General features: G+C 52.4%; 15 protein-coding genes and 1 tRNA gene. 7 read left to right on the plus strand and 9 right to left on the minus strand.

The window, feature by feature from the left end; translation table 11 throughout:
* Positions 1-23 precede the first annotated feature (23 nt).
* The gene (gene pbpC / locus PLF13_03190) at positions 24-2327 is read left to right on the plus strand and encodes a penicillin-binding protein 1C (protein ID HOP06276.1); all 2304 of its coding nucleotides are present in this window, start codon (positions 24-26) and stop codon (positions 2325-2327) included.
* A gap of 75 nt (positions 2328-2402) precedes the next feature.
* On the opposite strand, the gene PLF13_03195 is transcribed toward pbpC, so the two are convergent.
* The 9 genes from PLF13_03195 to PLF13_03235 all read right to left on the minus strand — a co-directional run bounded on the left by PLF13_03195 (position 2403) and on the right by PLF13_03235 (position 15973).
* Positions 2403-3644: a DegT/DnrJ/EryC1/StrS aminotransferase family protein gene (locus tag PLF13_03195; protein ID HOP06277.1), complete on the minus strand. Its 1242-nt coding sequence runs from the start codon at positions 3642-3644 to the stop codon at positions 2403-2405.
* The gene (gene asnB / locus PLF13_03200; protein ID HOP06278.1) at positions 3604-5694 is read right to left on the minus strand and encodes an asparagine synthase (glutamine-hydrolyzing); all 2091 of its coding nucleotides are present in this window, start codon (positions 5692-5694) and stop codon (positions 3604-3606) included. The genes PLF13_03195 and asnB overlap by 41 nt, the downstream gene beginning before the upstream one ends.
* Before the next feature lie 77 nt (positions 5695-5771).
* Positions 5772-7004 carry a PAS domain-containing protein gene (locus PLF13_03205; protein HOP06279.1) on the minus strand — a complete coding sequence of 411 codons (1233 nt, stop codon included), beginning with the start codon at positions 7002-7004 and terminating at the stop codon, positions 5772-5774.
* A gap of 310 nt (positions 7005-7314) precedes the next feature.
* Positions 7315-8103 (minus strand): class I SAM-dependent methyltransferase, encoded by a 789-nt coding sequence (locus tag PLF13_03210; protein HOP06280.1) that lies wholly within the window; start codon positions 8101-8103, stop codon positions 7315-7317.
* Positions 8104-8116: 13 nt separating this feature from the next.
* Positions 8117-9775, minus strand: a complete 1659-nt coding sequence (locus tag PLF13_03215) for a tetratricopeptide repeat protein (GenBank protein HOP06281.1) — start codon at positions 9773-9775, stop codon at positions 8117-8119.
* Between the two features lie 230 nt (positions 9776-10005).
* Positions 10006-11454 carry a C69 family dipeptidase gene (locus PLF13_03220; protein HOP06282.1) on the minus strand — a complete coding sequence of 483 codons (1449 nt, stop codon included), beginning with the start codon at positions 11452-11454 and terminating at the stop codon, positions 10006-10008.
* 235 nt (positions 11455-11689) lie between these two features.
* A complete protein-coding gene (locus tag PLF13_03225) occupies positions 11690-13033 on the minus strand; it encodes a sigma-54 dependent transcriptional regulator (protein HOP06283.1) in 1344 nt (447 codons plus the stop codon).
* Positions 13030-15396: an ATP-binding protein gene (locus tag PLF13_03230; protein HOP06284.1), complete on the minus strand. Its 2367-nt coding sequence runs from the start codon at positions 15394-15396 to the stop codon at positions 13030-13032. The genes PLF13_03225 and PLF13_03230 overlap by 4 nt, the downstream gene beginning before the upstream one ends.
* Before the next feature lie 157 nt (positions 15397-15553).
* The gene (locus PLF13_03235; protein ID HOP06285.1) at positions 15554-15973 is read right to left on the minus strand and encodes a response regulator; all 420 of its coding nucleotides are present in this window, start codon (positions 15971-15973) and stop codon (positions 15554-15556) included.
* A 399-nt stretch (positions 15974-16372) separates the two neighbouring features.
* Between PLF13_03235 and PLF13_03240 the strand changes: the two genes are divergently transcribed.
* From PLF13_03240 to PLF13_03265, 6 genes are all read left to right on the plus strand, one after another.
* Complete coding sequence (locus tag PLF13_03240) at positions 16373-17731, plus strand: VCBS repeat-containing protein (GenBank protein ID HOP06286.1); 1359 nt, start codon at positions 16373-16375, stop codon at positions 17729-17731.
* Between the two features lie 175 nt (positions 17732-17906).
* Positions 17907-19013: a tetratricopeptide repeat protein gene (locus PLF13_03245; GenBank protein HOP06287.1), complete on the plus strand. Its 1107-nt coding sequence runs from the start codon at positions 17907-17909 to the stop codon at positions 19011-19013.
* Positions 19014-19129: 116 nt separating this feature from the next.
* Positions 19130-19498 (plus strand): hypothetical protein, encoded by a 369-nt coding sequence (locus PLF13_03250; protein ID HOP06288.1) that lies wholly within the window; start codon positions 19130-19132, stop codon positions 19496-19498.
* Between the two features lie 539 nt (positions 19499-20037).
* Positions 20038-20565, plus strand: coding sequence for a GNAT family N-acetyltransferase (locus PLF13_03255; GenBank protein HOP06289.1), 528 nt, complete (start codon positions 20038-20040; stop codon positions 20563-20565).
* Positions 20566-20719: 154 nt separating this feature from the next.
* Positions 20720-20796 (plus strand) — tRNA-Met (locus PLF13_03260).
* A 294-nt stretch (positions 20797-21090) separates the two neighbouring features.
* Positions 21091-22143 carry a hypothetical protein gene (locus tag PLF13_03265; GenBank protein HOP06290.1) on the plus strand — a complete coding sequence of 351 codons (1053 nt, stop codon included), beginning with the start codon at positions 21091-21093 and terminating at the stop codon, positions 22141-22143.
* Positions 22144-22198: the final 55 nt, after the last annotated feature.

Here is a 22198-nt window from a genome sequence, read left to right on the forward strand (position 1 = left end):
AGATGCGATTGAAACCGCTGGTCATGAAATACAGAAGGCTGCTCTGGTCGACGGGAGCGTTCCTGCTCCTGTCGATCGTGCTCGACCTTTGGGTGTTTCCGCTGCCGGTTGAAAAGCTCCATCGTCCGGCTGCTACCTTCGTGTACAGTCGCGAGGGTCGGATGCTGTCCTGTTTTACCTCATCCGACAGGTTCTGGCGTCGACCGGTGCCTCTGAAGGAAATCTCTCCCCGTTTGATAGAGGCAGTCCTTTGTATGGAAGATCGCTGGTTCTACTACCATCCCGGTGTGAATCCGGTAGCTTTGGCGCAGGCGGCGGTCGACAACCTCCGTGCGGGGCATATCAAACGAGGCGGATCGACCATCACCATGCAGATCGCCCGGATGATCGAACCCAAGGAGCGCACTTACGCCTCCAAAGCGATTGAGATTCTCCGCGCCTTGCAATTGGAGTTGCATTATTCCAAGGATGAACTGCTGGAGCTGTATTTCAATCTCGCTCCGTACGGCGGGAATATCGAGGGAGTCGGCGCCGCAACTTATTTCTATTTCGAGAAAGAACCGAGTCGACTCTCCTGGTCGGAAGCGGCGATTCTTACTGCCATTCCAGCTTCGCCGACCCGATTCCGCCCCGATCGCGATCGGGAGCTTTGTCGTAATCGTCGTGATCGGGTTCTCGAAACACTACATGCGGAGGGAGTGATTGACGACGACCTGTACGCCTCAGCACTTGAGGAAACATTGCCGCAAGAGCGCGTAACCCCGCCTGCGAGCGCTCCTCATTACAGCCAGTGGGTTTCACAGAAATACCGTTCGCATTCGACCGTACGCTCCACTTTGAACCACGACATCCAGACCATGTGCGAGCAGCTTGTCGGGCGGCATCATGCTCGTCTGGCGCCGCTCGATATCAACAACCTGGCCGTAGTGGTGCTGGATAACCGTCGCCATGATCTGCTCGCGATGGTCGGTTCGGCTGATTTCACCGATGAACCTCATTCCGGGCAAATTAACGGCGCATTGGCGAAACGCTCTCCCGGTTCGGCGCTTAAGCCGTTCGTTTATGCGCTCGGACTCGAACAGGGACTTATTTCACCGAGCCAGCAGATCGAGGATATCCCGGTTAACTACAGCGGCTATCAACCGGACAATTACGACGAACAGTTCCACGGCCTGGTAACGGTGCGCGATGCGCTGGTCAATTCGTACAACGTGCCGGCCGTCAACCTGACCTCCAGGATCGGGCTTAAGAATTTCTACGACATGCTTCGCTCCGGAGGCTTGACGACGATCGATCGCAAACCCGAGGAATACGGCCTCCCGCTCGTGCTGGGAGCATGCGAGGTGCAACTGCTCGACTTGACCAACCTTTACGCCACGGTTGCCTCTTCCGGGTATTATCGACCCGTCTCCGATACGATCGGTGCGATGCCCTCCGACACAGGCCGTCAGCTTTTATCGGAGCAGGTCTGTTACGTTCTGAGCGATCTGCTTAGCGGTCTGAAACGGCCGGACCTGCCGACTGCCTGGGAATCTACCGCCGACATGCCGCGTGTGGCCTGGAAAACCGGGACATCGTACGGCCGCAAGGATGCCTGGTCAATCGGGTACAATCCACGTTTCACGGTGGGAGTCTGGGCCGGGAATTTTGACGGCGCCGGTTCGGCCGACATCGTGGGGGCGGCTATTGCCACACCGCTTATGATTGAGATTTTTCACGAGCTGGTCGGACAGAAAGCCGAGGAATGGTTCGCGATGCCGAAAGGTGTCGGTATGCGACGCGTCTGCGCTCTCAGCGGTAAATTGCCGGGGCCGTTCTGCTCGGAAACACGTGAAGAATTATATATCGAGGGGGTTTCACCGATCGAGCGCTGCGATCTTCATCAACGCATTCTCGTTGACCGCAGCACCGGCTATCGCCATTGTGCCGCATGCAGCGACGGGTATGACCTGGTGGATTCGATTGTGGTGGTTTATCCCTCTAAAACCGCCGGCTGGCTGGCTCTCAACGGTATTGCCACCAGCCTGCCCGAGCACAATCCGAAATGCCGCACGATGCTGCAGGGGGATGCTCCGGTGATCGTATCACCCGAGGACAACGCCTCGTATGAAATCGCATCGGAAATACCGCGCGACTATCAGCAAATCCTGCTGCAGGCTTCGGTCCAGAATTGCCGGAGTCGCCTGCACTGGTTTCTGAACGGGGAACATTATCGCACCGTTCCGTCCGGACAACGGCTGTTTTATCCACCCCAACCTGGATCATACCGACTGACCTGCGTGGATGACCAGGGCCGGGCGAGCTCGGTACGATTCTCGGTTAAGTAGGATCAGTCCCCCTCACCTGTTAAAGGCATGTTGACGAATCACCGAAGGTTCATATATGCTATTGATAAACCTGCTCTACCAGGTACATAGATCGCATACCGTCTCGACTACACGCACCTGTTCTTCCTCGGTCATTCCGAAAAAAAGCGGTAGGGTAATCGAGAGCCGGTCGGCCAGCAGCGCCATCGGGAAATCACGATCATCGTACCGATAACGCTCGCGATACCAGGCCAGCGTATGCACGGCGTGCGTACCCTGGCGCACCGAGATCCCCTCTTCTTCGAGTTCGGTCATCAGGATGTTCCGCTCGCGATTGAGCTGTTCGGCGACAGTCCAGTCGATGCCTTCGCGGTCATCGATATCCAATCGCTTCAGGCCGTACATACAAACGTACGATTGGTAAGCATGCTCGTAGCCTTCGGGCTGTAACGGCGGGGTGAGACATTCACATTCGGCCAGGAGTTCATTGTAACGGCGGGCCAGACGGCGGCGTTCCGCGATAATGCCTTCGGCTTTGTGCATCTGCGCCACGCCGATCGCTCCCTGCAGATCGGTCATGCGATAGTTATAACCGAGACGGTCGTGCTCCGGCAACAGCGAGCCTCCGACCGTATGATGGCGCTGGAGATCGGTCACGGCGGCGCCGTGATTGCGCAGCGAACGCAACGATGCCGCCAGATCGGAATCATCGGTAACGATCATACCGCCTTCACCGGTAGTAATTGCCTTGCGCGGGTGTAGACTGAGACAACCCATGAGCGCTTCGGACCCGGCATGATGTCCCCGTCGGCGGGCTCCGAAACCACAGGCGGCATCCTCGACCAGGGTCAAGCCAAAACCGGCCGCAACAGCCTGTAACGATTCGTAATCGACACACAGGCCGAACAGCGATACCGGAATCATGCAGCGGATCGGTCCGTTGGGAGACTGATCCAGGGTGGCCACAACCTGCTCCGGATCGATCGTGAAAGTGCGCAGATCGACATCGACCAGCACCGGGCGTGCTCCACAGTATTCGATAGCGTTTGCCGTAGCGACATAGGTCAACGACGGGAGCAGCACCTCGTCACCCGGCTTAATTCCGGCCGCCAGCAGGGCAAGATGCAAAGCGGCGGTACAGGAAGTAACGGCAATGGCATGTGTCGCTCCGGTAAAGGCGGCAAACAACTTTTCGAACTCGGCTACACGCGGTCCCTGGACGACCCAGCCGCTGCGGAGGACATCTATCACCGCTTGTTCTTCAGCGGCATCGAACGACGGTTTCGTTATCGGTATTTTATTCATTTGGGTCGTTTTGGAACTGGTCTTGTACGACATATTCGTCTTCTATCCCGGAGTAAGAGGTGGCAAGTTTCAGGCGGTTGCGTGCTACCGGCGGTTCTTCACCCCGGCGCTGCAAATTAAGTTTGTGGGAACTCGGCCGATCAGGCGTCAGGCCGTCGATAAAAATACGATTCCAAAATTCGAAGCTTAGCAGCGACCAGATCAACAGACGATGATTCGCCTCACCGTTGATATGTTCGCTCAGAATCCGTTCGATAAACTCACGCTGGAAATAACCGCGGTCGAGACTTTGCTCGCTCAGAATCGTACTTTTGATATACCGCACCAGTTGCTGCATATACCAGGATTGATCCGGCGCACTGAATCCCTGCTTACGATTCTCGATTATCTCCTGCGGCAGCAAATCGCTCATGGCCTTCCGGAGCAGATACTTACCGGACAGATTGATATCCTCGGCCGCTTTTTCATGCCAGGTTCGATTGATAAGATACCGTGTCGGAACGTGTGTGGTGAAATCGACCAGCAGGTTGTCCAGGAAGGGCACGCGTGATTCGAGTGAGTGCGCCATGCTGAGCTTGTCTTCGATCACGAGAATGCCGTGCAGGAAGGTTTTGGCATCGAAATAGAACGCTCGTCGCTCGAACGGCAGATCACCCGAAGCATCCATGACACGATCGAACGACTCCCTCGGGCTGTGGCCGTTCATTCGCCGCAACGTTTGCGGCGTAAAACAAGCCAGTCGTTCCGACTCCCTGATCAATCGTGACCAGTAGTTGTACGACAGCGCCCGGAATTGAAGCTCGCTCTCGCATTCATACAAATGCTGATAACGCCAGGGATAACCGCCCAGGGTCTCATCGCCGCCCGGTCCGGCCAGCACGACTTTGACGAACTTGGCCGCCAGTTGCGACAAATACCAATGCGGATAGGACATACCGACCCGCAAATCTTCGGTATGATAGATAACATGCGGCAAGGCATGTTCCAGATCACCGGCATGGATAACCATCTGGTAATGCTCGGTGCCGAACCGGCGGGACATCAACTCTGCCTTTTCGCGTTCATCGAAGAAGTTTTCGATACTCACAGCCGTAGCGACATCGAAACCTCCCGTAAAGGTGGTCATACGGGGGATAACTTCAGAAGCGAGAGCGGTGATACTGCCGGAATCGAGACCGCCCGAAAGATAGCTTCCCACCGGCACATCGGAAACAAGCTGGCGGTGCACGGCATCGCGCAACAACTCGCGCATGCGATCGACAAGCGAGCTTTCATCGGCATCCGTGCTTTCGGTGAAATCAAAGTCAAAATACTCGTTGTCCCAGATTCGGCCATTCTCGATCACGAGATAGTGTCCCGGTTCGAGCAGCTTGATATTTTCAAAAAGCGTTGCCGCACCGAAACAGTTCTGGAAAGTGAAATACTCTGCCAGGGCGGCATGATTGAGACCGGCTTTGATTCCGTCGACCTGGAGCAGGGCTTTCACCTCGGAGGCGAACGCCAACAGGTCGTTCTTGATCGTATAATAGAGCGGTTTGGCACCGTAGCGATCACGCACGAGGAGCAGGCGGTTGCGACGACCATCCCAGAGGGCGAAAGCAAAAATACCGTTAAGGCGACGAAACGCTTCCTCGCCGAATTCTTCGTAGAGATGGATAATCACTTCGGTGTCGGAACGAGAGAAGAAATGATGTCCGCATGCCTGCAGTTCACGGCGCAACTCGCGGAAGTTATAAATCTCACCGTTGTAAACGACCCAGATGCCGTTGGCTCGGTTGGACATCGGTTGCCGTCCGGTCTCGGTCAGGTCGATCACGGCCAGGCGGCGATGTCCCAAAGCCAGATTGAATCGACCATGTTCACTGAACAGCGCATGCCATTGCTCGGCGGAGGAAGTGTCCGGAAGATCCTCGTTGCGCTCGATCCAGTATCCCTCATCTTTGAACGGATGATTGCGTACATCGAAAAAGACATACCCCTGCCCGTCCGGCCCGCGATGAGCCATACTGTCGCACATCGGCTTGAGACAATGTGCGGGGACCGGCAATCCCTTTAAATGATATAGTCCGGCTATTCCACACATAGGTGTAATTCTCCGGCAACAAAGAGGTCGCCGAAGCGACCCTTTTCAACTTAAAACTATGGGGGATTGAAGGTGGTTCAAACCCGGTCTTTAACGACCGGCGCGGGAAGCTCTCGGCCGATGATCATTATGGCCGGACGCTGGTTCATCATAATCGGCATTGAAGTCGATTCTACCCGTACTTTTAATCCATCATGACGAATGTAATCGAATTCCATCGGTTCGTTGGAGAGACCGTTGGATATTCTGCCCAGACGAGTTTTGACCAAACTGTGATATTGAGGTTCGATCGATTCAATCAGCTCATAGCCGATCATATCTTCGGGAGAATCGAAGCCAAGCATCATGGCGCCTGCCCGGTTACAGAAAATATACTTGCCGTCCTGAACTACCATGATGGCCATCAGAGAGCCTTCGACTACCGCCTGGTAACGACTCTCTGCTTCTTCTAAAGAACGTTTGGCTTGATTCAACTCAGTAACATCAGTGGCCACTCCGGCTATGGAATAGATTTCACCATGCTCGTTGAATAATGGGAATTTAACCGAGACATAGTATTTTAATCCTTCCTCTACCTTTATCATCTCGTTGATGATGAGTGGAGATCGCGATTGAACGACTTCAAGATCATTGGCACGCATTTCTTCGGCCAGATCGGGATCGTCCGGAAAAAGGTCATATTCAGTCATGCCTATCATCTCTTCCGGTTCCATCCCGAAGGTCTTGGCGGTGGCGGCGTTGACAAACGTCAGACGGCCGTCTCGATCCTTGGCAAAAGCCAGGGTGGGACTGTTCGACATCCAGGACTCCAGCAAATCCGAAGTTTGACGAAGGCGTTTATCGGCAGCCTTACGCCGGGTAATATCTTCTCCGGAACTGAGTGAGTAGATCGGTCGACCCGATTCGTCATGAATAATGGTGTTATGCCATAAAATCGTTCTGATCTTGCCCTTACTCGAAATCAGCGGGGATTCTACAAATTCCACCGTACTTTCGACTTCACCGGACATGAGCTTATTGAATATATCGCTGACTGCCTCTACTTGATCCTTGGGCAGGAAATTATTGAACCAGTTCATACCAATTGCTTTTTCACGAGGCAGTTCCAGTATCTCACAACCTCTTTCGTTGATCAACGAGATATCCCCGTGCGGATCGATAGCAATCAGAATGACATCCGCCAGATCGAAACACCTGGCCATCATAGCCTGATCTACATCGGCCAGTGGCGGTGCCGCTTGTGCGGATAAACGTTCAACCTCGGCGATCAACTCTGACCGCGACATGGAATTGTAGTCTTTTTCCATCATAAAAGGCTGCGAGGGTGATCCCTCCGTAATTGTTCAGTATTGCCCCTTTTGTATCTCTTTCAAAATATCGGCAAAATTCGCCTGATTCTGAAGCAGCGGGGCTGATCGAAGAAGGGATGAGCCTGGATATCTATCAAAACAAGTCCGGCCCACGGATGACAAAGGCGCCTCAATTGCGTGAATTCAGGGCCGGTATTAACATAAGAGGTTGTTGAAAAATCTCATTTCACGGCAGAGACAAGCCTCATCTCTATACGTTCTACAGCCCTGACCTCTCGTAGCGACAATCCCGGACAATGAGATCCCGGAATCAGGTCTTTTTCTTCAAAGAATAGAAAAGATTGTAGCTCAGGGAGCTGTACTGATCGACTTCCCCCTGCATAGACAGTTTCATGGCAGCCTCGTTCATCGGCGACAGATGTTGCGGCTGGTCCGGAAATACCGCCAAAGGATGAAAAACTCTGGAGAGATAAAGATAGAGCCCATAATGGCAAAAAGCCTCAACGCTGAATTGACAACCGACTTCAGTCTCGAACTCTCCCCGGTCCATGAAGCGGTTGTACTCCACCACGTTGATCGGCGGCAGCCCCATCTCGTTGCGCAACTGATTGAGATTGGCCAACTCGCCGGTGAATCCCTCCGACAACAGGAATTTTCCTCCCGGTCGGAGCAGGCTACAGATTTTGTTGAGAGCCTCTTTCTGATCGGACCAGGTCGGCAAATTGATAATACAGCGTTGAGAAATGATACAGTCAAACGACCCCGGCTCGAATCGTTTGTCTATATCGAGGACCGAGGCGCAATGAAGTGTCCAGTTGTTGAGATCACTCCCGGAGAGTCGTGTCTCGGCCAACGCCAGCAGACTGGCGGCCACATCGAGACCGTGATACTCATGTGAACGAGCGGCATATAGCGGGGCATGGAGGGCATCGCCGCAGCCTATCTCAAGCACCCGACCGTTGGACGGCAAATGCTGAAGAATATAGCGGCGTTCGAGTTGCCCCATGAACGGGTCACGCGACGTGACCGGCATCGGATCATCGAGCCCGATTGCCTTGCCGGCCGTTTCCCAATGTTTCTTTATCTCGTCAAGCTGCATGGTCGTATTGCGACTAGAGGTAAAGTTCGCGGTCGTAGTCCGGAACCTCGAGTCGGAGATCCTCGAACACGTTTTGCTCGATCATGTAACGATAAAACTCCGACTTGAAGCCCTCCTCCATCTGCCGCTCCTGCCGGTACCAGGCCGGATTGAACAACTGCGGCACCGCTTTGCCTGAAAGCAGGTCGCGGTAGCATTGCATGTAGACATCGAGGCCCATCTGAAGGTCCTCGTTTTCAATCACGAACTTCCGTGCCTGCTCGCCAAGCTGCTCCATCTCGCCGGTCCGTTTCATCTCGATACAACGTTCAACTTGTTGCTTGAAATTCTCCTTCGTTATATGGATCACCGGTGGATTATTACGAATCCGGTCGTACATGGCGTTGTGCCAGACCAGCACCGGGATTTTCCAGGCCATCATTTCAATCCCGAACAGGCCGTAGGTGCCGACTCCCACCTGATCAATGGCATAATCGGCATAGGCATACATTTCTCGGGCGCGCGCCGGTGGGACTTTGGCAACGTAGATCACCTCGATCGGAAGGCCGTCTTCCTGACATTCCTTGAGCGCCTTGAGGATCAAAGAAGAACCCTTTTTCCAGTTCGATGAGGGAGCATGAACGAAATAGGTAACATCCTTTTTGCGCTCGTAAAGATTACGGGCGCGAATCCGGTCGCGCTCCTCCACCGGCCAGGCCTGGGTATCGGCATGCCCGCGCATCCAGATGCCGCGCGGGATGTTGTCGAGACCGAAAAGCACATCGGCGTAGAGATTGATCTTCTTGTGGCTGCGGTAGAGATCGCGAGTAAGAGCGTAGGGTCGAGGCGGGCGATGTCCGAGATAGCGGGCTTGCTGATAAAGAATCCATTCGTTGCCGCGACTGTCGCTCCCCCAGAAGTTGAACAGGATTTTTTTGCCTTTTTCCTTGAGCAACGGCAAATCGCTGAGGTCGCGTTTGAGCGAATGGGCAAAATGGAAGTGGAAGATATCATATTGGCTGATCGCCTCACGGGCGAAATCATCGATCACCTCATCCCGCTGCTTCGGCTTGAGCGAGTTGACCTTGAGATTTATATCGCATTGATAGTCGAGCCAGTTGTCGTAGTAGTTGGCCCCGGTGGCTTTGACGCCCCGATTACGCAAATGCGTCGTAATACGACCGATGTTTCCGGCGACCTCGAACGGCGCATGCAGAACGCGCTTGCCCGCCAACGGATCCTCGGCCGGGCGTTTGAGCGAGATCGGTTTCGTGGGGGCGGGCGAAGGAGCCGGTTGGTTGAGGCGACTGCGACATTCCGCCAGACGCTGCCGGATCGTGTCGTCGTCGGGATGGCGCGCAACGGCCATCTCGAGCAGTTGGATTGCCTCGGGAAGATGGTTGGATATCTGCAGCAGGTCGGCGTAGTTAAGCAGCGCTATCACGTAGAACGGGTCGATCTTGAGCGAACGCACGAACCATTGGGCGGCCATATCGAGGCGGCTCTCCTGGAAGTCGATCACACCCAGGTTATTGAGCGCCTCTTTGCAGTTCGGTTGTTCTTTTAATATATCGAGGAATTTATCGCGGGCCGATTCAATCCGGCCGTTGTTGAAGAGCTCTTCAGCGGTCCTGATCCGCTCGGCGGTCAGGCATGTTTTTTCGTTTTTTGGGTCAACTTTGGACTCAGTCAAGGACGCCTCCGACAAAGGTGGTTCTCAGGGCTTCTGACGGGAAGCAACATTATTCAATCTGAAAACTGGAACAAGTTTTAACCGAACAGATGGGAATATTCAACCGGTCAATAGTCGAAATTGGCCCTTTACAATCTGCCGTTGGTGGCCCACTCAAGCCAGAAGTGTTGAAAAACCTCTTTTTATGGCGGAGACAAGCCCCGCCGTTACGCGAAGTCGCGGTGATACACTCAGTGAGCCATCACCCGGTGAAGCAGGTCAAAGGCGAGTCCGATTTGCCGGAGTGTGAATTCTCGAAGTTCTTCGTTCACTTGCAGGGAATCACTTCGATAACTCTTCGTTGCCTGTAGCTCCACCGCTTCTTTTTCCGGCAGCATTCTGTCGTAATAGGTCTCCAAAACTCGCTTCGCTTGAGGAGCCGCAGTTGTGTAGTTCGAGTCAACGTACCCACAATACTCGGAAAAGGTTGCGAAGGCCTCGTTTTCTCCAAATGATGACGGGATTGATTCCTTCCTGTCTGCGAGATTTGAGGTGGAATCATCGGCAGGTATGAGATAAGGCTCCGGGATTTCACCAATCCCGAAGTAAAACGGGATATAAAACGACGTACAGGGTTGGCCCAGGCACAACCAGAAGACAAAACCGATATCTTTCGGTCGGTCCGTTCGTAATTCGGCTACGAAGCTCATTTGAGAAATTCCGCTGCATATTGTCATGAAACGGTTGGTGTGAGGACTCGAGGAATCCGAAGGAACAATATACAACTGGGTATTCTCATAATGGTCCTGCAGCACCGTTGTGATATCAGACACCCCAATTTTTCTGCCGGGCTTTACCGAGAACGGCAAATTACCCCAATCGGCTTTTATCCGATCGGTGCTGAGCAGGTCCAGACCACGCCATTGCCGACAGACATTGAAGCTGCCCGCGGCGACGGCGGAATCGGCGAAAGTTTTCGAAAAGTCGAACGCACCATCGTTTTCTTGATCGTACCAGCCCCTCTCGACGGCATATTCTATCAATCCCTCCGAAGCCAAAAATTGCAAAGTGTCGTCAAGGTCAATCTCTCGTACAGTAAATGAGTTGGCGACCACGGCCACTTCGTCGTCGGCAACCCGGTGAGCCAGCCAGTGCTTGCCGCCGATCGGGCAGAAGACCCATCCCTCGTCGGGATCGCAAATGATATACGTCCTTCCGTTACTGTTGTAACCGACCTTTTCGACAACCGCCCCCGCGATGTGAACTCCCTCGCGAGCGGATACGGCTCGAGCCGTTACGATATGTCTGAGCCCCCGGCCAATTCCCCCGTTAACCAGTTCAGGCTTGTCCTCAACCGAAGGACATTGGTCGGATGCAACCGTTACCCCGAAATCGTTCAGGATACAGTCACAGAATTCTTCCCCGGAAACAAGAGTTGCCATGCGCTTTCTTTGTGATGCAGGTGGGTATAGGAGTGTCTCGGATATGATTTTGTCGACATAAGGAATTTCATCGGAAATCTTGACCATAGCGATGGGTTGAGCGGGAGAAATATCTTCCGTATGCCCAACCATAACACAGCCGTTGGCTGAGGCATCTTTTCCGACTATCACGCTGAAACAACCGGTTGCCGATGCAGAACCGGCGGCAAACAGAACTAAAAACAAAGTGACGAGATTGATAACACTACGATTATCCATAAACCCAACCCACTTTCTTTTTTGCTCTCGATCGCTAGTGCCGAATAGTCCTGCTTGTTACAGGCTAACCATGTTTAATCGTACGACAAGATTCAGGGGATGTTTCGGCTAATGGATGATCCGAGGTCCCACTGTTTTTTATGCAACTCTACTCACCCCGGCAAGCACCAACGCTGTAACTCGTGATGAGCGGGCTAACCTGCTTCGTGTAAATTACCAGGGTAAACAAAAGAGACTAATGGATGCCGCAGGCCTTCATCATCTTCATCAGACCTTGCCGTGATATCCCCATTTTCACGGCAGCTTGCGTGATATTCCCATCCGTATCCTTGAGCACGGCCCTTATGTAATTTCGCTGGAATTGTCCGATAAAATGTTGCTTGGCCTCTTCGTAGTTGGAATAGGAATGGATGTCCATTGAATTTTGTCGTCCTGCGGTCGGCAACTTGAGATGGTTCCCGCGATCTCTTACCAATGCACTCTCGATACAGTTTTCCAACTCTCGGACGTTCCCCGGCCATTGGTAGTTTCTGAGGTTTTCCATGCTCTGCATGTCGATCGTGGGTACGGGACGCTTCATTTCGACGGCTTTCTTATTAACGAAAAAAGCCACCAGATCCGGAATATCCTCGGGTCTCGCCCGGAGCGGAGGTACGGCTATTTCGAAGACCTTCAACCTGAAATACAAATCCTCACGGAACTTCCCGATTGCCACCTCGTCTTCCAGGATGCGATTAGAGGATACCACTATCCGGGCGTTTGTCTCCAACTCCTCGGTAGCACCGACGCGGTAGAAACGCTTCTCCTGCAGAACCCGCAGTAACTTGGCTTGTTCACCCACCGGGATCTCGCTGATCTCATCGAGGAAAAGCGTACCTCCGCGCGCCTGTTCAAAGCGCCCTATGCGACGCGTGGCGGCCCCGGTAAACGAGCCTTTTTCATGTCCGAACAGCTCGCTTTCAAAGAGGTCCTTAGGGATTGCCGCACAGTTGATAGCTACGAACGGCTCCGAGGCATAATCCGAGTGCCGATGAATCGCCCGAGCGATCAACTCCTTACCGGTGCCGCTTTCGCCGGTAATCAGAACGTTGGCTTTCACCTCTGACGCCCTGAGAATATCCGCCTTGACAGCTTTCATCGCGGGACCTTCGCCGATAATATCCGTCCACCCGCGATCGACTTCCTCACGGTAATAATCACGATCCCGAGTGATTTCAGCTTCCCGTATGGCCGTTAAAACCGCCGTCTTCAGGCTTTCGAGGTCAGGTCGTTTCCCGACATAACCCGAGGCTCCCAATTGCATCGCCCGTACAACGGTTGATACTCGTTCGTCTTCGGTAATCATCACGACCGGTAAATACGGTTGTTGCCGCTTGAGTTGTTGCAAAAGCTGCAAACCGTCGCGGTCAGTCCCCAGATCCACATCAAGAAGAACGGCGTCTATCGACTTTTCGTCGAGTATCGTGAGAGCATTTTCGGGATCATAGCTAACATGGCATTGGTACTCATCCGCAAGCAGAAGCCCCAGATCATCACAGAACTCTTTGTTGTCGTCCACTATCAACAGCTTCGTTTTCATGAATCCGCCTGCTGAATACGCGTCAGTTCCAACAAAAATACCGTGCGCTTGAACGGTTCACTCTCCGCGACTCGAATAATACCGTCATACTTGGCTACGGTAGTAGCCGCGTGATACAGGCCGTATCCGCCACCGACCGATTTGGTGGAAAATCCTCTGTCGAAAACTCGCGTGAAATCTCCAGACGCCAACCCGGGACCCGAATCGATAACGCGTACCACGATGGACTCGTTAAGCTCGATCTGCACTTCTATCGATTTCCGGTCGCTCTGCTTCAACACCCGCCGCGCATTGGACAACAACTCCTCCACGATCGTACGATACTCGCTTGCATCGAAAAAAGCCCTGGCGCCCGCATCGCCGCTGATACTCACCTTCGGAGCGACAATCCCTTCTTCCTTCATTTCCGATGCCGTGCTCGACAAAACTCTACTCGTTTCGAGAACGACATCCGTTTGGAATTGCCGCTTGACATCGAAGCGTGCCTGCTTGATATGTTGCCTGACGTCCTCGACAGCGGGAGGCAGCGTTTTTTTATAATGTCCGGCATGGCGTGACAGGGATCTCACATCCTGGGGATTGATCTCAAGCACGCTGGATACGAGGCGCGCCGCTGATTCCTCGAAACTCTTTTTATCGATCGTAGTCAGTCCGGAGCGGCGTACGGCGCTGACGACATCGTCGATCTGTCGACGTGTGAACTGATGAAAGGTCTGCATAGCGTCGGACAAACTCTCGGAAAACGGCCCTAACATTGACTCCTCACCCGGGATGTTTTTGATCAGAAACGCCAGGCGATTCAGGTTGGTTGAGGCCGTCTGGCCGTGATTGAAATTGGTCAGGGTGGTCAACAGGTGCGAGAAACCGGGATTGGTTGAGATCGTATCGCCGGGATCGACCGCTCTGCGCTTGCTTACGAAGACCAACCCGCCCAGAACGAAGCAGATTGCGGCCAGGTTTGACGCTCGCGGCCAATCCGACTCCCGCAATACCTCCCCTATCTGTTCTTTCCAGGGAAGTTTTCCCGGGATAATCCGAGACAACACAAACCAGTATTTACTGGAAGAGAAATGCGACTCGCGGAGGTAGATGAGCGAAGCCGGCTCTATGTCTGTCTTGCATGGAAGCGATCGGTTAAATGAAAAGACGCGGTCGATACGACGGATCTGATCACAGCGGAAATGAGCTTTGCATTCAAGGAGAGTGTCCAGGATAAACAACGAGTCCGCCTTAACAGCCAGAATTTCACACATTTTGTCGCCGTCGAAGTCCTTTGCCACGTACAGACGACAACCCGGCAGCGATACGGCCCTCACTTTATTTAAATCTCGATCCATTACGATCACCCCCGTGTCGGAGACCAGTAATGAAGCATAATTAGCCGAAGTCTTAAGCGGCAACAACCTCGTTCTATTGCCCAATCCCTGTGAACAGCGGGACACGACCTCACCGGTCACGGCATTCAGCTTCTCGAAGATCGGAACACTGCTGCCGCTATTGGCTCGCCCAACCACCCGAAGCGTGTAGATATCGGCGGTGCCTAAACTGTCGGAAAGCAGCAGCATCCAGGCGTGATGACTCCACGGTGTAACTTGTTGCTTCCACCTTAGTTTACCGTCGTTGGTCAGTGAAACAATATACCCGCATGTATCCGAGATTCCGTTCGCCTCCGCTCCGTTTCCCGGCGCCATGGTGCCGAAGAACACTTCAGCCAATCCGTCGCCATCGACATCCTGAACCGCTGTCCAGTCCGGAGCACCGCCCGTCAGGAATTTCCACTTGAGGTTTCCATCAGGATAGGAGTAGACATAGAGCCCCCGAGGATACTTATCGTATCCTGTGTTCAGTTGGGCGAACAGCTCCATGCGACCGTCGTTGTCCAAATCGGCTGCAATAACTGAGTCAATAATTCCACCCCAACCCGGAAAATCTCCCTGAGGAGTTATATCCTTTCCCTTGATCGACACCGTGTTGCACAGCACCTGATTGTCCCAGTCGACAACGGTAATCCATACCGAATCTCCCGTCGTGTCTTTCATTCCCAGGATGATCTCAGCACGACCGTCGTTGTCCAGATCAACGGTATTGAGTGAGATAATGAGGTTGGCATCAGTACGATGGAACTTGTGAGGAAAGGTGAAACCATCTGCGTCGAATACTTCCACGCTCTTCTCGTTCCACCCGAGCTTGGCTACTTCCAAGATACTATCGCCGTCAAGATCGGCATGGGAGTAATCACGGAACTTGTCCGTGGCATCCAGATATTCGATTTTGAATTCGGGCAGATGCTGGAAGTCAAGAACCAGATCAACTACTGCCAGAGCTGCCAGAACCACGAGCACGATAGTCAGAGCCATTCTCATATAGCAGTTGTCCTATAGATGTCGAGCACATTATCAATTATAGTCGCACTGCTCGCGATTGTCAACGGCTGCCGGAAGAATGACAGGCAGGAATTGGTTGCCATTCCCCGATTATGGACCTGTATTTTTGCGAAGAATCCACGTTTCTTGCCTCAGGTCAGGACTTTATCAGTTCATTGATGCGTTTCACCAGCGGCCCCAGGTCGATCGGCTTGTGAAAGAAATCATCGGCGCCGTGGTCCGCATCGGGTTCCTGTGATTCCGAGATCAGTATCACCGGAATACCGGATAGTTGAGACGATTGAACTTGCTCACGAAGTCGTCTGAGAAAAACCAGTCCCTCCCGCCGCCGATCGGTTGCGAAGTGGGCCTCCATATCTATGTCGAGCAAAACGCAGTCAGGTTGCTTTTCTTCTATCACCCGCATTCCCAGAGAACTGCCGCCACAGGTAATCACATCGAATGCTTGCGCTAAAAGCAGCTTGAGGTCATTGGCCATATCCTGATCATCATCGACCACCAGCAGAAGCGGCCGTGCTCGACATAAACGTATCTCTTGTAGCTCCGTCCTTTCCATAACTGAATCTAATTATCAAATAACATGCCAAACACAGGTCTGCCTCATCGCCGTCTCGGTAAGCTGCTGAGGCAAACGGAACAAGGCCTGTTTCGCCGGATTGTGATCAGCGACATCTCCCCGGCTTTTATCGGTTTTATCTGTCAACTCCAATTGTCAACCGTTAACTCCGGTTTACAACCGGCGGCGATCGCATCGCTTTGACACTCCTTTTATCTCTGTCTCAGTGTGAATTATATCTTCATGTAATCAAGTCGCTTAAGACACATCGCAGGCATGGTCTTGAACCAATGCGTTTATCCGGCACACCGCTTGCAATGGGCAAACGACATAATTGGGCAAGAAAAAAGAAATCGCATCGCATTTCTTAGCACTGACTAAATACAGCAGGAGGATCGAATGAAGCTCACACCACTTCACGAATGTGCAACACTGGCTGCTTTACTGATCACGATATTGATATCAGGTGCAGCCGCTCAGGACACACTGTTTGTTGCCGGTGCCGACTATGTAACCGGAGATGGCCCTCGCGACGTCGTTTCGATTGACCTTGACGGTGACGGGGACAATGATCTCGCTATTCCTAATTGCTTTTCCGATTTAATCTCCGTTTTTCTGAACAACGGTGACGGTACTTTCGCAGACAGAGTGGATTACACTTGCGGCAGTATGCCCGTGAATATATGCTCGGCGGATCTTGACGGCGACCTCGACAATGATCTCGTGGTTGCCTGCGGAGATGCGGACAGCCTGGCCATTCTCTTCAACAACGGCGACGCAACCTTCCAAAGCGCCGTTACTTACGTTACGGCCGATAGTCCCCATGAGGTTGTGGCGGCCTATCTTGACGAAGACAATGATATCGATCTTGCCGTCGCGAATTACCATTCCAGCAATGTCTCGGTTTTCCTGAACGATGGCTTCGGGGTTTTCAGTGTTGCCGTCAACTACAGCGTAGGGAGCTATCCGTATGCGATCTGCTCCTCCGATCTTGATGAGGACGGCGATAATGATCTGGTGACAACGGCCGAATGGAATGGCTACATCTCCGTTCTTATGAATAACGGTGACGGAACTTTTGCACCAAAGATTAATTATAGCACTAACACGGGTCCGGTATCGGTTTGCGCCAATGATCTTGACGGAGACGATGACAAAGATCTCGCAGTAGCCAATGAAAACTCAGACAATATGGCCGTGTTCTTCAACCACGGCGACGGCTCGTTTGCCGAGGCCGTCTACTACGATATAAATGCGGATCACCCCTGGGATATACATTCAGACGACATAGACGGCGACGGTGATTATGATCTCGTATTGGCCAACAACGGTGGAGATCAGATATCCATCATGCTGAACGACGGTTTCGGTGTTTTCGAAGTATCGGGTAATTATGATGTTGGTGCGGAGCCCCACTCGTCCGACCTGGCCGATCTTGACGGTGACGGCGACAAAGATATGATCGTTGTATGCCGAGACGACGATATTGTCTCGATCCTGTTCAACACGAGCGGTCCTTATCCATGCTGTGAGATCCGATCGGATATAGATCATAACGGATCCGGTCCGGATATTTCCGATCTGGTCTATCTGGTCGCTTATATGTTTCAGGAGGGAGCAGAACCACCGTGCAGCTACGATGGTTTGTTCACCGAGGCTGATATCAACGGCGATGCTGCCGGACCCGACATCAGCGATCTGATTTATCTAGTGCAGTACATGTTCCAGAGTGGACCGGCGCCGGTTCCTTGTCCGTGAATCGAGTTTAGTGTTTGGGATGACGCGGAACATGCTCCCCTGTCACGCGTCTCGAATCCACGAACTCACGCGACATACGATCTCGTGCTGTCAACAGGGATGTTGAAAGGTTTCACTTTGAGTTACCAAAGAAACAAAACCATGAGAAATAAACAAAACCAATATACGATAGAGAGTGACCGTGTTTGATTACTACAAAGAACTGTCTGTTGGTCGCACGGCCGATGAGGAAGAGATAAAAGAGGCCCTGAACAGAGAAGCCCGTATATGGACCAACCGGACTAACGCTCCCGATGCGCACCACCGCGACGAGGCGAAACGTCGATTAGAGAAACTCGATGAAATCGAACAGTGCCTCCTGGTTCCAGCTAAACGCGAGGCCTACGACGCGAGCCTCAAACAAAGCTCCAGGGAGGTAGCAACCATAGGAGAAGCGATTGTCAGTGAATCATCCGATGCCAAGTCAATGATCGATGAGGTCTGGCGGCTGCTTGCTATAGGAGATATACCGGGTGCGCTGTGGTTAGCGACCAAGGCAACCGAAAGATTCCCAACAAATCCATGGGTCTGGGCGGTGCTGGGGCAAGCCAAATTCCGTTGGGGACAAACAGATGATGCCGTGTATGAGTACCGACGGGCCATTAATTTGGACCCAAGGCCATCGGAGTTTTACTTCGACCTCGGTACAGTCTATGAATCTGTCGAACAATGGCAAGAGGCCCTCGATAATTTCGAACGTGCTGCCAGGATAGATCCGGATATCGTGATGTATCGATCCGCGGTAGGGAGTGTTCTTGTCAGAATGGACCGGTACCATCAGGCTATTCCTATTCTCGAGGGGTGTGTGGCTGAGGAAAAGGACAATCTGACCTATAGCTGGTATCTGGCCATGGCCTACAACGACATGATCATCGACGAATGGATCGAAGGCCCGGATGGGAGAAAATACTGTGTAAGCAAGGAGTCGGCAGAAAGAGGACTGGATTATTTCTCCAGGGCTATCAAGCTGGAGTTTGACAATGCGGCAATGAGGCAGACTGTGGAGAAGAATTTTGTCGTAACTCAGTGGGCCCTGGCAAAGCACTGGTCTCGCGATCTGACTAGCACCGTTAAGCAGGCCGCTCTGGTACTGTTCGGCGGGGCAGTCCTGTCGGCAGGAGCGGAAAAAGCCTTTGGAAGTGAAATGGCGAGTATCGTCTTCCTTGGCATAATCGGCGTATGGATATGGTCCGGTTTCAAGCTGGGCTGGAAAATAAACAGGATTGCACTGGGAATGCAATGAATAGACGTAACAAGCGATTCAAGTTATTGAGGAGATGATCCCGTGTTTGCTTCTAACAATATCAGGGAAAAGTCTCACATCAACCGACTGAAGAGTAAACTCAACAGGAGACAGCTATGCCTAAGGTGACAATCAGACGAGAGAAAACTAAGTTCAGCGCCGCGGCTGCTTCGCTCGAAGTCAAGCTGGATCGTAAGAAGGTACTGCTGAAGAACGGTGAACATATCACGATAGAACTGAAACCAGGAAAACATAAGCTGGTTATACAACGGACGTTTCTGGCCAGGTTTGTCGGAGCTCTAATGCACCAACAAGCCGTTAACCTGGTATACAAGTTCAAGCAGGCTCAGGGTGAAGACATTGTCGTCGATTGCGGTATGACAGGAAACAAGATATGGTATGAGGCGTACGACGCAGCCAACGCCCCCGTCGTGGAAGAATACAATCCCATGAAAGGACACGGCGGCGCTAAAAGCGGAAGTTGAGAGCACTTTGGCAAAGCTTCAAGTCTCATGAGAATCATTGTTTTGCATTCGCATTTCGATCATTACGACCTGTTGACCAACACCTGTCGTAATAAAGGACCTGTTCAACAGGCTTGATGTGGAGGGGGGAACAGGCATCAGGGCTCGGTCACATCGACCAGCCCGATGCCTCTATTGGTGAGCCCAGAGAACCGTGCTCAAACTCTGGGCTCTTTTACTGACTATTATTTTGACCGAGTGGCAACGGGGGTAGTTCAGTATCCTGTGGAAATACATCGGAATTGAGTGCTAAAAAACAATCCCTTGCCGGGGGCAACAATAGAGAGTATGTTCGGTGCTCCGGAACCATTGGGGCTGTTGAAAAACCTCTTCTGCGGCGGAGACAAGCCCCGACGCTACACGTTCAGTGGCTCTAGCCTCGCGTAGCGGGCGGTCTTGTGTCGCTCGCATTGCGGTTGTGTTTTTATTGAATATCCGCACGTATGACTTCTTCAACAATCCCCATTCGTGCGACTCCAATAACGCCGTGAGGATCTACTATGATTGTTCTCAAAACCGGTCCGTTGGAACTCAGAGAGATGACTCCGGATGATTTTGAGGAGCTCCATGTCGTTTTCTCCGATCCCATTGCCATGAGATACTATCCACGGCCGTTCACCCGTGAGATGACAACGGGCTGGATTGAATGGAATCTTCGCAATTACGAGCAGTACGGATTCGGTCTCTGGGCGGTGATGCACACTGAAGATGAGCGCTTGATCGGCGATTGTGGGCTGACGATCCAGCTAGTCGACGGTGTCGAAGAGTTGGAAATCGGCTATCATATCTTGCGGTCCTATTGGGGACAGGGACTGGCCACCAGATGCGCAACAGCCTGTAGAGACTATGCCTTTGACGAGCTTAAGAGAGAACGCGTCATCTCGTGGATGAATCCGGCAAATACGGCATCGCGAAGAGTCGCCGAAAAAATCGGCATGCACCTTGAGAAAGAGACCGTTGACAGCCATGGAAAACCCGCCGTGGTCTATTCAATGACTCCGGCCGACAGAAGGCTCCAGGGCTCCTGACGGGCCTTTAGCCTTGAAGAACAGCCGGTTGCCTGCCCGGAGGCTAATTAGCGCCCGCGCAGGCCCGCCGAAGTGCGTTCCTCGGGTATTTCTTAAATAGTACAGGTACCGCTTGACAGCGGGGGTTAAGTTGATATATTGCTTATCCTAACATCGCGGGGTGGAGCAGTCTGGTAGCTCGTCGGGCTCATAACCCGAAGGTCGGAGGTTCAAATCCTCCCCCCGCCACCAAAATTATCAACCGCAAGAGGCATAAGCCCGATGCGGTTTTTTCATGGGTCCAATCTGAGTGGAGGCTTCAGAAACCATCCTTCGCGGTGGATAAAGATCCAAGCCTAACACAAGCCTCTATCAAGTCTTAATCTTATCTAAAAAAAGTGATGACCAAACGCCGAGCGAGCACACTGTCAAGAACATGGGCCAAGTTCTATTAACCGGAAGTTGGACAATCTACCCGGTCGACTGTTGACAGCTTACGGCGAAAGGTGTATGTTTTGTGACATTTTACAACGGTGCTCACATTTAATGACAGCTAGATCAGGGCAGCACGAGAGCCAGACAGTCAGATCGTTTCTGATATCACCTCATGATAAACGCAAAGCCAATGCTTTCTTTGCGCGATGCCTTGCAATCGCGATTGCGCACCTGCGATGTCTGAAGGCCAAGAGTTGGCAACTGCCCGATGATCAATATCCCTCAGATAATCCTATTCGCGACCTTGCCGTTGAGTTGCTTATTGGACTTTGCAAGAGCCGCTCAAACGAACCCTACTTCAGAATCTTTGAATTCTATAGTAGGGAAGGATACCCGTCGTTTGACGATGCCGACGAACACGAACTGGACTATCTCCTGGGAGTTCTCATAAGAAGCTTCGTGACTCAGAGGCTGAGCAGGTTACGTAAACAAGCCGACCCCCAGATTGAAAATCTCAAACGCCGTGTTAACGATACTATCAAGGCGTCTGATAGAATCCATGTGGCCACCGCAGCTTCGTCCGGATACGACAGGATTGCTTTCGCGGAAGTAGACATGTCGAGCGACAGCCTTGAGCTATGGCCTCAGCAAGAACTCAACTTGATCGCCGAAATAGCCTATCAGGACAGCAATAGCCGCAGCATGTGGTGTTACAAGTTGCTCGAGCTGGTAGCTGACGATGGTCGCTTTGTCTCATGGGTATATCGTCATATGATGATCACAGCCATGATTCGGGTGAGCAGGATCAATGAACTCGAGCGTTATGATCTCACCGCTTACCTTCCTGCGACCGAACACGGCCTGAGCGAAGATCAAGTCAAGCAAGCCTTTCGGGACTCCCGGTCATGGCTCAAAGAAAGTGTCTTACCGGGTTTCGTCGGTAAGAAGCGTTTGTCTATCGATGAGATTGAACCAATGCTGAAGGCGTTCGATGCCATCGTCGCCGATGGTCTGCACAGTGGAACAATTGAGAAGCTACCAGTCTATTTCCGAGAGAACATGCCTGTTTCGACACATAGCAATTACCTTAAGAAGTATAAGTACGTTTTCGAAACGGCCATGAAGGGAGGATTGAATCATCTTGCAGAAATTCTGGATAAATGATCTACAAACGATCGAGTTGGTATCTACTTATCCAGCAGATGGGTCACAGAAAGGA

The sequence above is a fragment of the Candidatus Zixiibacteriota bacterium genome (assembly GCA_035380245.1).
GTDB lineage: Bacteria > Zixibacteria > MSB-5A5 > GN15 > FEB-12 > DAOSXA01.

Bases quoted from the DNA above. Each gene is read 5' to 3' on its own strand.
- pbpC (HOP06276.1), top strand. From the start codon at position 24: ATGAAATACAGAAGGCTGCTCTGGTCGACGGGAGCGTTCCTGCTCCTG.
- PLF13_03195 (HOP06277.1), bottom strand. From the start codon at position 3,644: ATGTCGTACAAGACCAGTTCCAAAACGACCCAAATGAATAAAATACCG.
- asnB (HOP06278.1), bottom strand. From the start codon at position 5,694: ATGTGTGGAATAGCCGGACTATATCATTTAAAGGGATTGCCGGTCCCC.
- PLF13_03205 (HOP06279.1), bottom strand. From the start codon at position 7,004: ATGATGGAAAAAGACTACAATTCCATGTCGCGGTCAGAGTTGATCGCC.
- PLF13_03210 (HOP06280.1), bottom strand. From the start codon at position 8,103: ATGCAGCTTGACGAGATAAAGAAACATTGGGAAACGGCCGGCAAGGCA.
- PLF13_03220 (HOP06282.1), bottom strand. From the start codon at position 11,454: ATGGATAATCGTAGTGTTATCAATCTCGTCACTTTGTTTTTAGTTCTG.
- PLF13_03225 (HOP06283.1), bottom strand. From the start codon at position 13,033: ATGAAAACGAAGCTGTTGATAGTGGACGACAACAAAGAGTTCTGTGAT.
- PLF13_03230 (HOP06284.1), bottom strand. From the start codon at position 15,396: ATGAGAATGGCTCTGACTATCGTGCTCGTGGTTCTGGCAGCTCTGGCA.
- PLF13_03235 (HOP06285.1), bottom strand. From the start codon at position 15,973: ATGGAAAGGACGGAGCTACAAGAGATACGTTTATGTCGAGCACGGCCG.
- PLF13_03240 (HOP06286.1), top strand. From the start codon at position 16,373: ATGAAGCTCACACCACTTCACGAATGTGCAACACTGGCTGCTTTACTG.
- PLF13_03250 (HOP06288.1), top strand. From the start codon at position 19,130: ATGCCTAAGGTGACAATCAGACGAGAGAAAACTAAGTTCAGCGCCGCG.
- PLF13_03255 (HOP06289.1), top strand. From the start codon at position 20,038: ATGATTGTTCTCAAAACCGGTCCGTTGGAACTCAGAGAGATGACTCCG.
- PLF13_03265 (HOP06290.1), top strand. From the start codon at position 21,091: ATGACAGCTAGATCAGGGCAGCACGAGAGCCAGACAGTCAGATCGTTT.